Genomic DNA, 14,906 nt, shown 5'->3' with positions numbered 1-14,906 from the left:
ATGAAAGGATCACTTTGAGAAAGCGATAGAATCCTTTATTTGCCTTATAGATCCGCCGTTGTTAGCTTGCGAATATGACCTCCGCACAGCGCACCCGAACCCCGTGGACACCGATGGCGGCGACCGCGCTGCTGTGGGGCTCCGCGTTCACCGCGATCCAGGTGGCGCTGCCGGACTACTCCCCGGCCTCCGTCGCGCTCCTGCGCATGGCCATCACCATCGCCGTCCTCCTGCCGTGCCTGTTCCTCGGGCGCATCGGCCGGCTGCACCGCGGCGACGTGCTGCGCATGGCGGCCTTCGGCCTGACCGGCATGACGGCCTACCAGGTGCTGCTGTGCGCCGGCGAGCAGAGCGTGGACGCGGGCACCGCGGCCATGCTGATCGCCGCGTCCCCGGTCTTCACCACCGTGCTCGGCATGGCCTTCCTGGGCGACCGGCCCGGCGCGCGGGGCCTGGCCGGTCTCGCGGTGGCGCTCACCGGCGCGCTCACCGTCGCCGTCACCTCAGGCGGCGGGAGCGGATCGCTCATGGGCGCGCTCATGGTGCTCGCCGCCGCCGCGACCCAGGCGACGTCCTTCGCCCTGCAGAAGCCGCTGCTCAAGCGGTACTCGGGCGCGGAATGCGTCTTCTACGGCAGCCTGTTCGGCATGGTGCCGCTGCTGCCGCTCGCCCCCGAGGCGGTGGGGCAGATCGCGGCGGCCGACGGCCACCGCACGCTGGCGGTGCTCTGGCTGGGCCTGGGCTGCACCGCGATGGCCTTCTGGACCTGGTCGCGGACCCTGCGGGCCACGACGGCGTCGACGGCGTCGCTGGTGCTGTACGCGGTGCCGGTCGCCGCGCTCGGCCTCGACGCGGCGTTCCTGGGGAACCTGCCGTCGCTCAACGCCGCCGGCGGCGGGCTGCTGGTGCTTGCGGGTGTCGCCGTCGCCACCGTGCGGAGGGCGCCGAAGGCGGCGGAGCCGGAGCGGGTGGAGCCCGCTGCGGCCGAGCGTGAGCTCGTGGACAGCCGACGCTAGTCCGCACGGGGCTCCGCCCCGGACCCCGGCCCTCAAACGCCGGACGGGCTTTCCTTCAACAGCTCGTCCCACCGCACCGTCTCGTCGCACCAGCGGTTCAGCAGCACGCTGTCGTGTCCCACCGCCAGCAGGCCCGCCCCGCTCTCGGCGCGGTAGGTCTCGACCGCCGCCACGAGCGCCGCCGCCGTCGACGCGTCCAGCATCGCCGTCATCTCGTCGCAGATCAGCCAGCGCGGGCGCAGGACGAGGGCACGGGCCAGGCAGGCGCGCTGGAGCTGGCCGTCGCTGACCTCGTGCGGGCGCCGGCCGAGCAGTTCCCGGGAGAGGCCGACGCGTTCGGCGAGGCCGGGGACCGCCGCCGCGGCCTCGTCCCGGCGGCCCGTCGCCCGCAGCGGCTCCGCGATCAGGTCGGCGAGCCGCATGCGCGGGTCCGCGGCGAGGCGCGGCTGCTGGAAAACCACGCCGAAGGCCGTGCGCTGCTCGCGCGGGGCGCGGTGGCGCCAGCCGCGGACGGGGGCGCCGTCGACGACGACGGTCCCGGACTCCGGCCGGTGCAGCAGGGCGGCCACCCGGGCGAGGGTGGACTTGCCGCAGCCGCTGGGGCCGAGCAGGCCGACGGACCGGCCGGCGCCGACCGTCAGCGAGACCTCGCGGACGACGGGCGCGCGCCGGTCGTAGCCGGCGGTGATACGGCTCAGTTCGAGCATGCTGTCGTCTCCTCCGGGTGGTGGCAGGCCACGCCGCCGACCGGCTCCGGGAGCGTCCCGCACCGTGCGGTCGCCCGTGTGCAGCGCGGGGCGAAGGCGCAGCCGCCGGGCAGGTCACCGAGTTCGGGGGGCATGCCCGGGATGGGGGTGAAGGCCCGCTCGGGCAGGGCGTCGAGCAGGGCGCGGGCGTAGGGGTGGCGGGGGCCGGGTGCGCCGAAGAAGGCGGGGGCGTCGGCGATCTCGACGATGCGGCCCGCGTACATGACGGCGACGCGGTCGGCGATGCGCCGGGCCGCCGCGAGGTCGTGGGTGATCATCAGCAGGGCGCGGCCGGTGTCGGCGTGCCGCCGCAGTTCGTCGACCGTGCGGTCGACGAGGTCGCGGTCGAGGCCGGTCGTCGGCTCGTCGGCGAGCAGGAGCGGGGCGTCGCCGACGAGGGCGAGCGCGGTGGCGGCGCGCTGGGCGAGGCCGCCGGAGAGCTGGTGGGGGTGCCGGTCCAGGTGGGTGGCGGGGAAGGCCGCCCGTTCGGCCGCGGCTTCGGCCGCTTCGCGCAGCCCGGCCTTGCGGATGCCCGTCAGCTCCCGGACGGTCTCCTCCAGCTGGGAGCGCACCGTGCGGACGGGGGTGAGGTGTGCGGAGGGGCTCTGCGGGACGAGGCCGATGCGGCGGCCGCGTACGGTGCGGGCGAGGGTGCGCTCGTCGGCGGCCAGGAGGTCGAGGCCGCCCAGGAGGGCCCGGCCGGTGGCCTCGGCGTTGCGGGGCAGCAGGCCGAGCAGGGCGGAGGCCAGGACGGATTTGCCGCAGCCGCTCTCGCCGATGAGGGCGAGGCATTCGCCGGGGAGCAGCTCGAACGAGGCGCCGGTGACGGCGGCGATCTCGCGGCCGCCGCGCATCCGGAACCGTACGGAGAGGCCGTCCACGGACAGCACGGGACTCACAGGCTCAGCTCCGATCGGCGGCGCGGGTTGAGCCGTTCCCGCCACGCGGCCGCAAGGCCCGCCGCGGCCAGCGTGGGGACGATGATGAACAGCCCGGGGAAGAGCGTCGGCCACCAGTCGCCCGCGAGGAGGGAGCCGCGCGCGCTCTGGACCATGTTGCCGAGGCTCGCCTGGTGCGTGGGCAGGCCCAGGCCGAGGAAGGACAGCGCGGACTCGTGCCAGATGGCGTGCGGGATCATCAGCACCGCCGCGAGCCCCGCCTGGGGCAGCACGGCCGGCAGCAGGTGGCGGACGGCCACGCGCCACCGCGACGCGCCGCCGGACACCGCCGCGTCGATGTACGGGCGCGAGCGCAGGGACAGCACCTCGGCGCGGACGATCCGCGCCGTCGACAGCCAGTGCGTGACGACGACGGAGGCGACCACCGGCCAGACGCCGGGGCGGAACATCGTGACGACGAAGATGCCGAGCAGCAGGTGCGGCACGGACGAGAAGAGGTCGACGAGCCGCATCAGCACGCGGTCCGTCCAGCCGCCGAGGGCGCCCGCGACCGCGCCGACCGCCGTGCCGATGACGGTCGCGGCGAGGGCGGCGGCGACGCCGACGAGGAGCGAGACGCGGAGCCCGTAGACGCTGCGCAGCAGCAGGTCGCGGCCCACCTCGTCGGTGCCGAAGGGGTGGGCCCAGGAGGGCGGCTGCAGCTTGGCGGCGAGGTCGACGGCCTGCTGGTCCAGGGGCACGGCGAGCGGGACGGCCAGCACGGTGAGGACGACGACGGCCGTCACGGCGGCGGAGACGCGCGTACGCGTGCGGGGGTCAGCCATCGAAGCCCACCCTCGGGTCGGCCAGCCCGTAGAGCAGGTCGGACAGCAGGTTCCCCACCAGGACGGCCGCCGTCGCGAGGACGGTCAGGGCGGCGAGCAGGGGGAAGTCGACCTTGGTGGCGGCCTCCACGGTCGCGGAGGCGATGCCGGGCCAGCTGAAGACGGTCTCCACCAGCAGGGCGCCCGTGATGAGCTCGGGGACGCGGGAGCCGACGAGGGTGAGGACGGGCAGCAGCCCGGAGCGCAGGGCGTGGCCGAGGAGGACGGTCCGTTCGCGCAGGCCGCGGGCGCGGGCGCCGCGCACGGGGTCCTCGTCCAGCGCGTCGCCGACGCCCTGGCGCACGTAGAGCACGAACCAGGGCAGCTGGGAGACGGCGAGGACCGCCGCGGGCAGGACGACGTGGGAGGCGACCTGGCCGGGCGTGGCGACGTCGCTTCCGGTGTCGGTGAGTCCGCCGGCGGGCAGGGCGCCGAGCTTGAGGGAGAAGAGCCAGACGGCGAGCAGGCCGAGCCAGAAGGGCGGGGCGGCTTCGAGCGCGTACGCCAGGGAGGTCACGGCCCGGTCGAACAGGCCGCCCCGGCGGCGTGCCGCGAGGACGCCGAGCACGGTTCCGGCGGTCACGGCCAGGACGAAGGCGATGCCGCACAGCAGCACGGACCAGCCGATGCGTTCGCCGATGACCTGGGCGACGGGCTGGCGCAGGGCCGCGGAGGTGCCGAGGTCGCCGGTGAGGGCGGAGGTCAGCCAGTCCCACCAGCGGGCGGTGAAGGGCCGGTCGGCGCCGAGGTTGTCGCGCAGCTGATCGAGGACGTCCTGGCGGGCGCCGAGCCCGGCGCTGCCGGCGTAGGCCTTGGCGGGGTCGAAGGGCGAGGCCGCGGCGATCGCGAAGACACCGAAGGTGACGGCGGCGAGCACGGGGACGGCGGTCAGCAGCCGCCGTCCGGCCATGCGTGCCATGGGCCCCCACGGGAGCCCGGGGGCGGCGCGGGTCACTTCTTCGGCTGCCAGTCCTCGACGTTCCACCAGGGCCCGGCGCCGAGGCCGTGGTCGTGCGGCTCGACCTGGGTCGAGAGGTCCTTCCAGCGGTCGCTCATCACGTAGAGGTGGTCGACGTGGGTGAGGAAGGTGTAGCCGGGGTTGTCGGCGAGGCCGCGCTGGACCTTGTCGTAGGCGGCCTTGCGGGAGGCCTTGTCGCCGCTGCGGCGGCCTTCCTCGAGCGCCTTGTCGACGTCGGCGTTGCTGTAGGCGGCCATGTTGTTGAAGCCGTCGAGGGCGAGGGAGGAGTGCAGCAGGTTGTAGAGGTCGAAGTCGGGGTCGGCGGGGTTGCCGCCGCCGGCGAGGACCGCGTCCTCCTTCATCCGCGGCTCGATGACCTCCCAGGTGCCGCTCTGCACCTTGGCCTCGATGCCGGCCTTCTTGGCGTCGGAGGCGAAGGCGAGGGCGTGCTCCTCGCGGAGCTTGTCGCCGGCGGGGAACCAGAGGGTGAAGGAGGCACGCTGTCCGTCCTTCTCGCGGATGCCGTCGCCGCCGGGCTTCCAGCCCGCGTCGTCCAGGAGCTGCTGGGCCTTGCCGAGGTCGTGCGGGCGCTCGGTGCCCTTGGCGAACCAGTCGCTGTCGGTGGGGACGGGGCCGTGGCCGGCCCGGCCGGCGCCTTCGAGGAGCTTGTCGACCATGGCCTTGCGGTCGACGGCGAGGTCGAGGGCGCGGCGCACGGCGAGGTCGCCGGTGACCTTGTTCGCGGTGGGGAGGGTGACGCCGCGGAAGTCGGTGGTCTTCGCGGTGATGGTCACCTTGCCCTTGTCGCCCTTGAAGCCCCTGGCCAGGTTGGGCGGCAGGATGGCGCCGTCGAGGTCGCCGGAGCGCAGCCGCGTGGCGCGCACGTCGTCGTCCTTGATGATCGCCATGGTGAGCTTCTTGACCTCGGGCTCGCCGCCCCAGTAGCCGGGGTTGGCCTTGAAGGTCAGCTTCTCGCCCTTGCTCCAGCCGGTGAGGACGTAGGGGCCGGTGCCTATGGGGGCGGTGTTGAAGGAGCCGGTGTTGACGTCCTGGCCCTTGGCCGCGTGCTCGGGGACGATCGGCAGGACGGTGCGCTCGGCGAAGGGCGCGTAGGGGTACTTGAGCGCGAAGACGACGGTGTCGTCGGACTCGGCGGTGACCTTCTCGACGGCGTCGAGCTCGCCCTTGGCGGCGTTGTTGGTCTTCTCGTCGAGGATGGTCCGGTAGGTGAAGACCACGTCCTTGGCCGAGAAGGGCTTGCCGTCGCTGAACTTCACGCCGTGGCGGAGCTTGAAGGTGTACGTGCGCCCGTCGTCGCTGACCTTCGGGAGGGCGTCGGCCAGGGCGGGGCGGAGCTTCATCTCCGCGTCGCGCCGGAGCAGGCCGTCGAAGATCTTGGAGTTGCCGTCCTTGCCGTAGCCGAGGAGGGGGCTGAGGGTCTCGGGCTCGTTGGCGAGGCCGACGACCAGGGAGTCCTTGGGCCCCTCGGAGCCGCCGCCCGGTGTCGAGCAGGCCGCCGCGCCTGCCGCGAGAACGCCTGCCATGGCCGTGGCGGCCACTCCCCGTACGGACCGGGCCGTCATGCCCCACACCCCTGCTCAAGATCTGTCGACATATTGCTATTGCGAATCACTCGCAATTAAACAGCATGCGGGGGAACGGCTCGGGGGCGGGTCGGTCGAGCGCAGCTCAAGGCAAGGAGGGGCCCGGCATGCGAGGCGCGGGAAGCCGGTACACCGGGTCCGGAAAAGCAGACAGGCCGCTTCGCCGGCGGCCGGAGAAGCTCACAGGAAATGCAGGGACCGGATCTTCCCCTTGACCTCATCGACCAGGCCGAGCGTGGCATCGCCGTTATCTCCCGCAGCCATGACCTGCTGGTGGAAGCTCCGGTCACCTATGAAGAGGTGCAGGAACAGGTTCACCACCCGAAGTGCCCTCTCCATCCAGCCGGGCACGGCACGAAGCGCGACGCATGTCAAGAACGGGGAGCCCGGCGGGGGCGGAGCGCCCGGCTACGACACCACGTCCTTGCCCCGGAAGTGGCGGAACGCCAGGGCGAACAGCACCAGGGCGTACGCCACCGACACCGCCGTCCCCTTGATCATCCCGCCCCACTCCAGCCGCGGCTGCAGCGCGTCCGCCCACGCGAACTGCCAGTGCGCCGGCAGGAAGTCCCGCCAGTGGCCCAGCGCCGTCACGGCGTCCAGGACGTTGCCGACGATCGTCAGGCCGACCGCGCCGCCCACCGCGCCCAGCGGCGCGTCCGTGACCGTCGACAGCCAGAACGCGAGCCCGGCCGTCACCAGCTGACCGACGAAGACGAAGGCCACGACGATCGCGAGCCGTCCCACGGCGGTGGTGCCCGGCAGCGAGCCGCCCGTCGGGATCTGCAGCGGCCCCCAGCCGTACGCGGCCGTGCCCGCCGCCAGTGCCACCACCGGCAGCAGCACCATGGCCGCCGCGCTGAACGCGAGCGCCACCGTCAGCTTGCTGACCAGCAGCCGGGTCCGCGGCACGGGCGCCGCCAGCAGGTAGCGCAGTGAGGACCAGCCGGCCTCGGACGCCACCGTGTCGCCGCAGAACAGCGCGACCGGCACCACGAGCAGGAAGCCCGCCGAGACGAACAGGCACGTCGCGGTGAAGTTCACCCCGGACGCCGTGGCGGTGTCGATGAGCGTCACCCGCCCGTTCCGCCCGCTCGGCTGCCCTCCGATCGCGAACGCCGCGATCAGCACGAACGGCAGGACCGCGAGCACCGCCCCGACCACCAGCGTCCGGCGCCGCCGCAGCTGCCGCATCGCCTCGACGCGCAGCGGCAGGGTGTGCCGCGCCCGGTAGCCGGGAGCGGACCCGGCCGCCTTTTCCACGTGCCCCACTGCGCTCACGACGGGCCTCCGATCAGGGTCAGGAACGCGTCCTCCAGGCGGCGGTGCGGACCCACGCCCGCCACCGGGATCTCCAGCCGGACCAGCTCGGCCACCAGCTGCGCGGCGCTTGCGCCGTCCAGCCGGACCAGCAGGCCCTCCTCGGCCCGTACCGCCGAGGTCACTCCCGGCAGCGCGGCCACCTTGTCGGCCGTCACCTCCGACACCTCGCCCTCGATGCCGACCAGCAGCGTGTCGCCCGAGCCGACGATGTCCCCGACCGGGCCGGCGGTCACCAGCCGGCCCCGGTCCATGACCACCAGGTGCGTGCAGCTCTGTTCGACCTCGGAGAGGAGGTGGCTGGAGACGATCACGGTCCGGCCGGCGGCCGCGTAGCGGATCATCACCTCGCGCATCTCCCGGATCTGCGGCGGGTCCAGGCCATTGGTCGGCTCGTCCAGGATCAGCAGGTCCGGCAGTCCCAGCATGGCCTGGGCGATGGCGAGCCGCTGCCGCATGCCCTGCGAGTACGTGCGCACGGCGCGCTCCAGCGCCGGGCCCAGCCCCGCGATCTCCAGGGCCTCCTCGATGTGCGCGTCCCCGGCCGGCCGGCCCGTCGCCTGCCAGTACAGGTCGAGGTTGGCGCGGCCGGACAGGTGCGGCAGGAAGCCCGCGCCCTCCACGAACGCCCCGACCCGCGACAGCACGGGCGCACCCGGCCGCACCGCGTGCCCGAAGACGCGCACCTCGCCCGCGTCGGGGCGGATGAGCCCCATGAGCATCCGCAGCGTCGTGGTCTTGCCCGCGCCGTTCGGCCCCAGCAGGCCGAGGACCTGCCCGCGTTCGACCCGGAAGGACAGCTCCCGCACGGCGTACCGGTCGGCGGACTTGGCGTACCGCTTGCTCAGACCGGTGATCTGCAGCGGCACTCCGGCGAGGTCCGGGTCCGGCTCCGGCGCGCTCACCCGCCGCCGGCCCGTCAGCAGCACGGCGGCCGCGACGAGCACACCGCCCAGCGGCAGGCCCCACGTCCACCAGGGCAGCGCGGCCGAAGCCGTCCGCACGTCGGGCGCCGTCGGCACGCTCAGCCCGCCCTCCAGGGAGACGGCGTACGTGGCGGGCGCGGCCGGCGAGGCGTAGCCGAGGTCGGTCGAGGCGATCACGAGCCGCATCCGGTGGCCGGATTCGAAGGTGTGGTCGATCGCCGGAAGCTTCAGCTCCACCGTCCGCCCGCCCTTGGCGTCCTCGACCCGCACCGGCGCGACGAGCTGGGCGGGCAGCACCTGCTGCCCGTTCGGGCCGACGTCGTAGAGCTTGGCGAACAGCACCGCTTCGCCCGTGTCGGAGGCGACCTTCACCTTCACCGCCGGGGAGCCCGTCACCCGGACGCCCTCGGTGAGGCGCGCCGACTCGAACCGGGCGTGCTGCCCGGGGAAGTCGAGCGACAGACCCAGCCCGAACCCGGACAGCTGCGACACCGCGCCCCCGACCCCGGGGACGGCGGAGATCGCCGGGGGCGCGGCCCCCGGCGGGTTGGCGAAGGACTGCTTCCGCCCGGACAGCGCGACCGTCTCCGGGTCGTGGCGCAGCCCCGGATAGCTGCTGCCGCTCGCACCGCGCAGCTGCGCCTTGCCGTCGGTGGTGTCGATGCCGCCCGTCCTGCTGACCCGGAAGGCAGGTCCGGTGGACGTGCTGTCGTCGTCCTTGAGGTAACGGTCGAACCACGCGCGCGTGCGCAGCGCCGTCCGGTCGGCCTCGCCGAAGCCGGAGTCGTGGCCCCCCGCGACCCAGTCGACCGCGACGGGCGCGCCGTTGCGGCCGATCGCCTGCGCCGCCGCGTCGGACTGGTCCAGCGGGAAGAGCGAGTCGGTCTGGCCCTGGACGAGCAGCGCGGGCACCTTGATGCGGCCGGCGACCGCGGCGGGGCTGCGGCGCTCCAGCAGCTCCCGGGCCTGCGCGTCGGGCTTGCCGGCCACGGCCACCCGCTCGTACATCTCGCACAGCTGCTTCTCGAACCGCCCGCAGCCGAGCGGCGCGGAGGGGGCCGCGGGTGCGCTGCGCGGGGCCGCGCCCGCCTTGCCCGCCGCGCGCCCCGGCGCGGTGGTCCCCGGCGCCGCGGCGGAGCCGGAGGTGAAGAAGATCCCGGCCCAGAGTTTCTTGAACACCCCCTCCGGGAAGAGGGCGTCGGCGAGGTTCCAGTACGTGACCTGCGGGGCGATCGCGTCGACGCGCTTGTCGTGACCGGCCGCCAGCAGCGCGACAGCGCCGCCGTACGAGCCGCCCGCTATGCCCACCCTGGGGTCCTTGTCCCCGTCCAGCTCGACCTCGGGGCGCGCGGCGAGCCAGTCGATCAGCCGGCTCACGTCGGCGACCTCGCGGTTCGGGTCGTTGAGCCCGATCCGGCCCGTGGAGCGCCCGAAGCCGCGCGCGGACCAGGTGAGCACCGCGTAGCCGGAGCGCGCCAGGTCCTCGGCCTGGCCGCGCAGGTCGTCCTTGCTGCCGCCGAAGCCGTGCGCGAGCAGGACGGCCGGCCTGCGGCCCTCCCCGCCCGCGGTGAAGAACGACGTGTCGATCCGCACCGGACCGCTCGCCCCCGGCGCCTCCGGCACCGTCATGAAGCGGTCCTCGCGGTGCACGGGCGGATCGCCCCCGGCCCCGGAGGCCACGGCCCAGGTGCCGCCGCCGGCGAGCACGACGGCCGCGGCGGCGGTGGCGACGAGCCGTCGCCCGCGCGGACGGGGAAAACGCAGCTTCATGCCCGCATGCTAAGCGGAGACCTCGTCCGGCTGGGGCGCGGGCCGGATTCACCGCCCGGCGGCCGGGTCGTGGTCGCGCCGGATTCACTGCCCGGCGGCCGCCTCCGTCTCCTCCGCCATGGCGGCCAGCTTGGTGACCGTGTTCCAGTTCCGCCCGGTGCCCGCCGTGCCCAGGCGCCGCTCCGTGAGCACCTTCGAGAGCTTCGCGTCCCGGATCCCCTCCGCGTAGTACACGTACAGCTCGCGCCCGGCCAGGACGAACTCCTCCGGCGCGTACGCCGCCGGGTCCAGGTCCGCGACGGCCGCCGGGTCGGCGGGCGCGGCCAGGAACGTCACCACGAACCGCGCGGGGTCGACCTCCCGTCCGGCGAACGGATCGGCGTCAACGACGCGGCGCATGTCACCCGCGTCCCGCACCATGCACGCCACCGGGAAGCCCAGCTCGCGCTCGATCGCCTGCTCGAGCCCGCGGGCCAGCTCCTCCGCGCCCGAGCCCGGGTGGGTGAACACGGCGTTGCCGCTGTTGAGGTGCGTACGGACGGAGCCGCAGCCCATGCCGGACAGCAGCTCCCGCAGGGTCCGCATGGGAACACGCTTCTTGCCGCCCACATTGATACCGCGCAGCAGCGCCACGTACGTTGTCACACCCCCACCGTAGTGTGGACGGACATCACCGAGGGTGAGGGGGCGTCACATGGTGCGCAAGGCCCGCACGCGCGGGGTACTGGCGGTGCTCACGCTGATCCTGACTCTGCTGGGGATGCAGATCCCCGGCCCCGGCGGCGCGGGTACGGCCCGCGCCGCGGACAATCCGGCCGAAGTCGTCCAGGAAGTACGGATCGACGACCGGACGCTCGACGTGGCCGTCCGGTCGCCCCGGATCGACGGGCTGACGCACACCAGATGGGTACGGCTGCTGCTCCCCGCCGGCTGGGACCGTGACGCGCAGCGCACGTGGCCCACCCTGTGGCTGCTGCACGGCGGCGGCGGAAACCACAAGGACTGGACCGGCAACACGCACGTCGAGGAGCTCGCCGCCGGGCGGGACGTCATCGTCGTCATGCCGGAGACCAGCGCCTGCAGCGGCTACAGCGACTGGTGGAACTACGGCAAGGGCGGTGCTCCCGCCTGGGAGACCTATCTGCTCGGCGAGCTCAGGCCGCTCCTGGAGCGCACCTACCGCGCCGGTACGGACCGGGCGGCCGTCGCGGGCCTGTCCATGGGCGGCCAGGGCGCGCTGAAGTTCGCCGCCGCGCACCCGGGCATGTTCAAGGCGGCCGCCTCCTACAGCGGCGGCGTCAACATGCTGTACAAGTCGCCCGACGGCGGCTTCAGCGGACCCGACGCGGTCAAGCTCGGCGGCATCTCCTGCCTCGCCGACTGGAAGCGCGTGTGGGGGGAGCCCGGCCATCCCTTCGACACCGACGACCCCGCCGACGTGCGCCAGCGGAGCATCTGGGAGCGCCACAGCCCACTCCACCAGGCCGCTTCCCTCGCCGGAACACCCCTCTACGTTTCCTACGGAAACGGCACGGACAGCGGGACGGGCTGGCAGTGGGGCGGACCACCGCCCTCCCCGGCCCGCTGCACCGATCCGGCAGCACACGGCGACGAGGCCGTCGAACGCGCGATCTTCGGCATGAACGGGCAGCTCCGGGCCCGCCTCGCCGAACTCCGCATCCCGGCCACGGTGTGCGCCTCCGAAGGCACCCACACATGGCCGTACTGGGAGCGGGAGCTCGTCGCCTCCTTCCCGATGCTGATGGGCGCCGTAGGCGCCTAGCCGCGCCGCTCCAGCCGCAGGGTGAGGATCTGGAACGGCCGCAGTGCCAGCGGGACGACGTCGCCGTCCGTCGCCGCCGTGGCCCGCGGCCGCTCCAGCAGGTCGCACACGGAGGCCGAGGCCAGGGGGAAACCCGCCTTCAGGAGGGCCCGGGCCCGGCCGCCCAGGGACTCGTACAGGCGGACGACGACGTCCCCGCTTCCGTCGTCCGCGAGCTTGACCGCGGAGACGACGACCGCCTCGTCGTCGACGTGCACCAGAGGCCGTACATCCGAGCTTCCCGGCACCCGCCGCTCCGGCAGGTTGATGCGGTGGCCCTCGCGGACGGCGTCGCCGATCGACGCGTTCGGCACCAGCGCGTACCGGAAGCGGTGCACCCCCTGGTCGGTGCGCGGGTCCGGGAAGCGCGGGGCCCGCAGGAGGGACAGCCGGACCGTCGTGGTCGTGCCCGTGTCCTCCGGGCGGACCGTCCGCGTCACGTCGTAGCCGTACGTCGCGTCGTTGACGACCGCCACGCCCCAGCCCGGCTCCTCCAGGTGCACGAAGCGGTGCGCGCACGCCTCGAACTTGGCGGCGTCCCAGCTGGTGTTGGTGTGCGTGGGCCGGTACAGGTGCCCGAACTGGGTCTCCGCCGCCGTACGGTCGGCGTGCAGGTCGAGCGGGAAGGCCGCCTTGAGGAACTTCTCCGTCTCGTGCCAGTCGACCTCCGTCCCGACGTCCAGGCGCCGTGCGTCCGCGGGGAGGGAGATCCGCTGCTCGACGCGCGAGGATCCGAAGGCGCGCACCACGCGCACCGCCGTCCCGTCGTCCGCGAGCTCCACCGACTCGGCGTCCGTCAGGTCGGTCACCGTGTTGCGGTAGAAGTGGTCCACGTCCCAGGCGTCCCACATGTTCGGGAAGTCCTGGTGCAGTTGCAGCAGATTGGCCGCCGCTCCCGGCGCGATCGTCTCCCGCTCCGCCTCGCGGTCGTACACCGACACCACGAGCCCGCGCCGGTCGACCTCGGCCCGCAGCCAGGTGTTCTCCAGGACGAATCCGCCGCCCTCGCGCTGCCGGACCGCCTGCGGTACGGGTGCGGAGGAACCGCCGTGTACGGCGGCCCGCGCGGGAACACCGCCCCGCCCGTGCGGCGCCGCGTTGAACACCACCGTCCCGCCGCCCGCACCGTCGCCCGCCAGCGCCGCCAGCGCACCCGCGACGATCTCCTCCAGCTCCGCCGCCACCGCCGCGTACGTCGCCGCCGCCTCCCGGTGCACCCACGCGATCGAGGTGCCCGGCAGGATGTCGTGGAACTGGTGCAGCAGCACCGTCTTCCAGATCCGGTCCAGCGCCTCGTACGGATACGGGAAGCCCGTCCGCACGGCCGCCGTCGCCGCCCACAGCTCCGCCTCGTACAGCAGGTGCTCGCTGCGCCGGTTGCCCTGCTTGGTGCGGGCCTGGCTGGTCAGGGTCGCCCGGTGCAGCTCCAGGTACAGCTCGCCCACCCACACCGGCGCGTCGCCGTACTCCGCGTGCGCCTTCTCGAAGAACGCCGAGGGCTTCTCGAAGACCACCCGCGCCGAGCCCTCCAGGTCCGCCAGCCGCTTCGCCCGCGCCAGCATCTCGCGCGTGGTGCCGCCGCCCCCGTCGCCCCACCCCGTCGGCGCGAGCGAGCGGGTGGCCCCGCCCTTCTCCTGGAAGTTGCGAACGGCGTGCGCGAGCTCCCGGCCCGAGAGCTGGGCGTTGTAGGTGTCGATCGGCGGGAAGTGGGTGAAGACGCGGGTGCCGTCCAGGCCCTCCCACCAGAACGTGTGGTGCGGGAACTTGTTCGCCTGGCTCCAGGAGATCTTCTGCGTCAGGAACCACTTGGCCCCTGCCAGCCTCACCAGCTGCGGCAGTGCGGCGGAGTAGCCGAAGGAGTCCGGCAGCCACACCTCCTCCGTCTCGATACCGAACTCCTCCAGGAAGAAGCGCTTGCCGTGCACGAACTGCCGGGCCAGCGCCTCCGACCCCGGCATGTTCGTGTCCGACTCCACCCACATGCCGCCCACCGGCACGAACCGGCCGTCCGCGACGGCCTTCTTCACGCGCGCGTACACCTCCGGCCGGTGCTCCTTGATCCACGCGAACTGCTGGGCCTGCGACATGGCGTAGACGAACTCCGGCTCGTCCTCCAGCAGCGCGGTCATGTTCGAGGTCGTGCGGGCGACCTTGCGCACCGTCTCGCGGAGCGGCCACAGCCACGCCGAGTCGATGTGCGCGTGGCCCACCGCGCTGATCCGGTGCGCGGAGGCGTGCGCGGGGGCGGACAGGACGGCCGTGAGCCGCTCGCGCGCCGCGGCCGCCGTACCGCCGACGTCCTGCAGGTCGACCGCGTCCAGCGCGCGCTCGACCGCCCGCAGGATCTCCCAGCGGCGCGGCGACTCCACCGGCAGCCCGGTCATCAGCCCCTCCAGCACCTCCAGGTCCTGGACCAGCTCCCACACCGTCCGGTCGAGGACCGCGAGGTCCATGCGCGCCAGCCGGTAGCGCGGCTCGCCGTCCGCCGTCTCCCGGTCGCCCTGTTCGGTCGGCACGAAGGGGTGGTAGTCGAGGATGACGGGGTTGGACGACGCCTCGACGTGCAGCAGCACCTCCTCGCCGCCCACAGCCCGGTCGGCGATCCTGACCCACTGGTTGCGCGGGTTCAGGCCCTTCACGGGCGAGCCGTCCGGCCGGTAGATGAGCCCCTCGCACTGGAAGCCCGGCATGTTCTCGTCGAACCCCAGGTCGAGCAGCGCCTCGACCGTACGGCCCGCCCAGTGCCGCGGCACGCTGCCCGCGACGGTGAACCAGCTCGTGCCCCACGGCGGCCCCCACGCCGCGCCGGCCTCGATCGGCACGCCCCCGGCGGCGATCCCCTCGGCCACCGGGACGGGCTCGCCGGGCGCGTTCCAGACGGTGACGGACAGCGGCACCGACTCGGGGTACACGGCCGGCCGGATACGCTCGTCCAGCACGCGCTTCAGCCGGGCTTCGGTGATGGTGCGGTCGTTGTGCATC

At 73.7% G+C, this 14,906-nt stretch carries 12 protein-coding genes; 2 read left to right on the top strand and 10 right to left on the bottom strand.

Translation table 11 applies throughout. From position 1 onward, the window contains the following. The first annotated feature begins 74 nt into the window (after positions 1-74). Positions 75-1,016: a DMT family transporter gene (locus ACFPP6_RS06815; protein WP_382038207.1), complete on the top strand. Its 942-nt coding sequence runs from the start codon at positions 75-77 to the stop codon at positions 1,014-1,016. 32 nt (positions 1,017-1,048) lie between these two features. Here ACFPP6_RS06815 and ACFPP6_RS06810 read toward each other — a convergent pair whose 3' ends face one another. From ACFPP6_RS06810 to ACFPP6_RS06770, 9 genes are all read right to left on the bottom strand, one after another. Continuing rightward, entirely contained in the window at positions 1,049-1,723 is a 675-nt protein-coding gene (locus ACFPP6_RS06810) for an ABC transporter ATP-binding protein (RefSeq protein ID WP_382038205.1), read from the bottom strand. After that, positions 1,711-2,616, bottom strand: coding sequence for an ABC transporter ATP-binding protein (locus tag ACFPP6_RS06805; RefSeq protein ID WP_382038514.1), 906 nt, complete (start codon positions 2,614-2,616; stop codon positions 1,711-1,713). The genes ACFPP6_RS06810 and ACFPP6_RS06805 overlap by 13 nt, the downstream gene beginning before the upstream one ends. Positions 2,617-2,657: 41 nt before the next feature. Continuing rightward, a complete protein-coding gene (locus tag ACFPP6_RS06800; protein ID WP_382038204.1) occupies positions 2,658-3,485 on the bottom strand; it encodes an ABC transporter permease in 828 nt (275 codons plus the stop codon). Beyond that, positions 3,478-4,443 carry an ABC transporter permease gene (locus ACFPP6_RS06795; RefSeq protein WP_382038202.1) on the bottom strand — a complete coding sequence of 322 codons (966 nt, stop codon included), beginning with the start codon at positions 4,441-4,443 and terminating at the stop codon, positions 3,478-3,480. Before ACFPP6_RS06795 ends, ACFPP6_RS06800 begins: the two co-directional genes overlap by 8 nt. A 32-nt stretch (positions 4,444-4,475) precedes the next feature. Then, positions 4,476-6,065 carry an ABC transporter substrate-binding protein gene (locus ACFPP6_RS06790; protein WP_382038200.1) on the bottom strand — a complete coding sequence of 530 codons (1,590 nt, stop codon included), beginning with the start codon at positions 6,063-6,065 and terminating at the stop codon, positions 4,476-4,478. Positions 6,066-6,266: 201 nt separating this feature from the next. Beyond that, positions 6,267-6,407, bottom strand: coding sequence for a hypothetical protein (locus ACFPP6_RS06785; RefSeq protein ID WP_382038198.1), 141 nt, complete (start codon positions 6,405-6,407; stop codon positions 6,267-6,269). An 87-nt stretch (positions 6,408-6,494) separates the two neighbouring features. Beyond that, complete coding sequence (locus tag ACFPP6_RS06780) at positions 6,495-7,358, bottom strand: ABC transporter permease (protein WP_382038512.1); 864 nt, start codon at positions 7,356-7,358, stop codon at positions 6,495-6,497. Positions 7,359-7,363: 5 nt separating this feature from the next. Continuing rightward, the gene (locus tag ACFPP6_RS06775) at positions 7,364-10,102 is read right to left on the bottom strand and encodes an alpha/beta fold hydrolase (protein WP_382038197.1); all 2,739 of its coding nucleotides are present in this window, start codon (positions 10,100-10,102) and stop codon (positions 7,364-7,366) included. Positions 10,103-10,186: 84 nt separating this feature from the next. Further along, entirely contained in the window at positions 10,187-10,747 is a 561-nt protein-coding gene (locus ACFPP6_RS06770) for a DUF1697 domain-containing protein (protein ID WP_382038195.1), read from the bottom strand. Between the two features lie 49 nt (positions 10,748-10,796). Here ACFPP6_RS06770 and ACFPP6_RS06765 point away from each other — a divergent pair, with 49 nt between their 5' ends. Further along, positions 10,797-11,885: an alpha/beta hydrolase gene (locus ACFPP6_RS06765; RefSeq protein WP_382038193.1), complete on the top strand. Its 1,089-nt coding sequence runs from the start codon at positions 10,797-10,799 to the stop codon at positions 11,883-11,885. On the opposite strand, the gene ACFPP6_RS06760 is transcribed toward ACFPP6_RS06765, so the two are convergent. After that, positions 11,882-14,905: an alpha-mannosidase gene (locus tag ACFPP6_RS06760; RefSeq protein WP_382038192.1), complete on the bottom strand. Its 3,024-nt coding sequence runs from the start codon at positions 14,903-14,905 to the stop codon at positions 11,882-11,884. The two genes, ACFPP6_RS06765 and ACFPP6_RS06760, sit on opposite strands and share 4 nt — an antisense overlap. Position 14,906: the final 1 nt, after the last annotated feature.

Origin of the sequence: Streptomyces aureoversilis, assembly GCF_042657885.1 — a bacterium.
In the GTDB taxonomy this organism is placed as follows: Bacteria; Actinomycetota; Actinomycetes; order Streptomycetales; family Streptomycetaceae; genus Streptomyces; species Streptomyces aureoversilis.
The sequence above is the reverse complement of the archived record's forward strand: the minus strand, read 5'-3'. Positions and strand labels throughout refer to the sequence as shown.

What these genes read in the sequence shown, in the direction of transcription:
- ACFPP6_RS06815 (WP_382038207.1), top strand. Translation starts at nt 75, where the DNA reads ATGACCTCCGCACAGCGCACCCGAACCCCGTGGACACCGATGGCGGCG.
- ACFPP6_RS06810 (WP_382038205.1), bottom strand. Translation starts at nt 1,723, where the DNA reads ATGCTCGAACTGAGCCGTATCACCGCCGGCTACGACCGGCGCGCGCCC.
- ACFPP6_RS06805 (WP_382038514.1), bottom strand. Translation starts at nt 2,616, where the DNA reads ATGCGCGGCGGCCGCGAGATCGCCGCCGTCACCGGCGCCTCGTTCGAG.
- ACFPP6_RS06800 (WP_382038204.1), bottom strand. Translation starts at nt 3,485, where the DNA reads ATGGCTGACCCCCGCACGCGTACGCGCGTCTCCGCCGCCGTGACGGCC.
- ACFPP6_RS06795 (WP_382038202.1), bottom strand. Translation starts at nt 4,443, where the DNA reads ATGGCACGCATGGCCGGACGGCGGCTGCTGACCGCCGTCCCCGTGCTC.
- ACFPP6_RS06790 (WP_382038200.1), bottom strand. Translation starts at nt 6,065, where the DNA reads ATGACGGCCCGGTCCGTACGGGGAGTGGCCGCCACGGCCATGGCAGGC.
- ACFPP6_RS06775 (WP_382038197.1), bottom strand. Translation starts at nt 10,102, where the DNA reads ATGAAGCTGCGTTTTCCCCGTCCGCGCGGGCGACGGCTCGTCGCCACC.
- ACFPP6_RS06765 (WP_382038193.1), top strand. Translation starts at nt 10,797, where the DNA reads ATGGTGCGCAAGGCCCGCACGCGCGGGGTACTGGCGGTGCTCACGCTG.
- ACFPP6_RS06760 (WP_382038192.1), bottom strand. Translation starts at nt 14,905, where the DNA reads ATGCACAACGACCGCACCATCACCGAAGCCCGGCTGAAGCGCGTGCTG.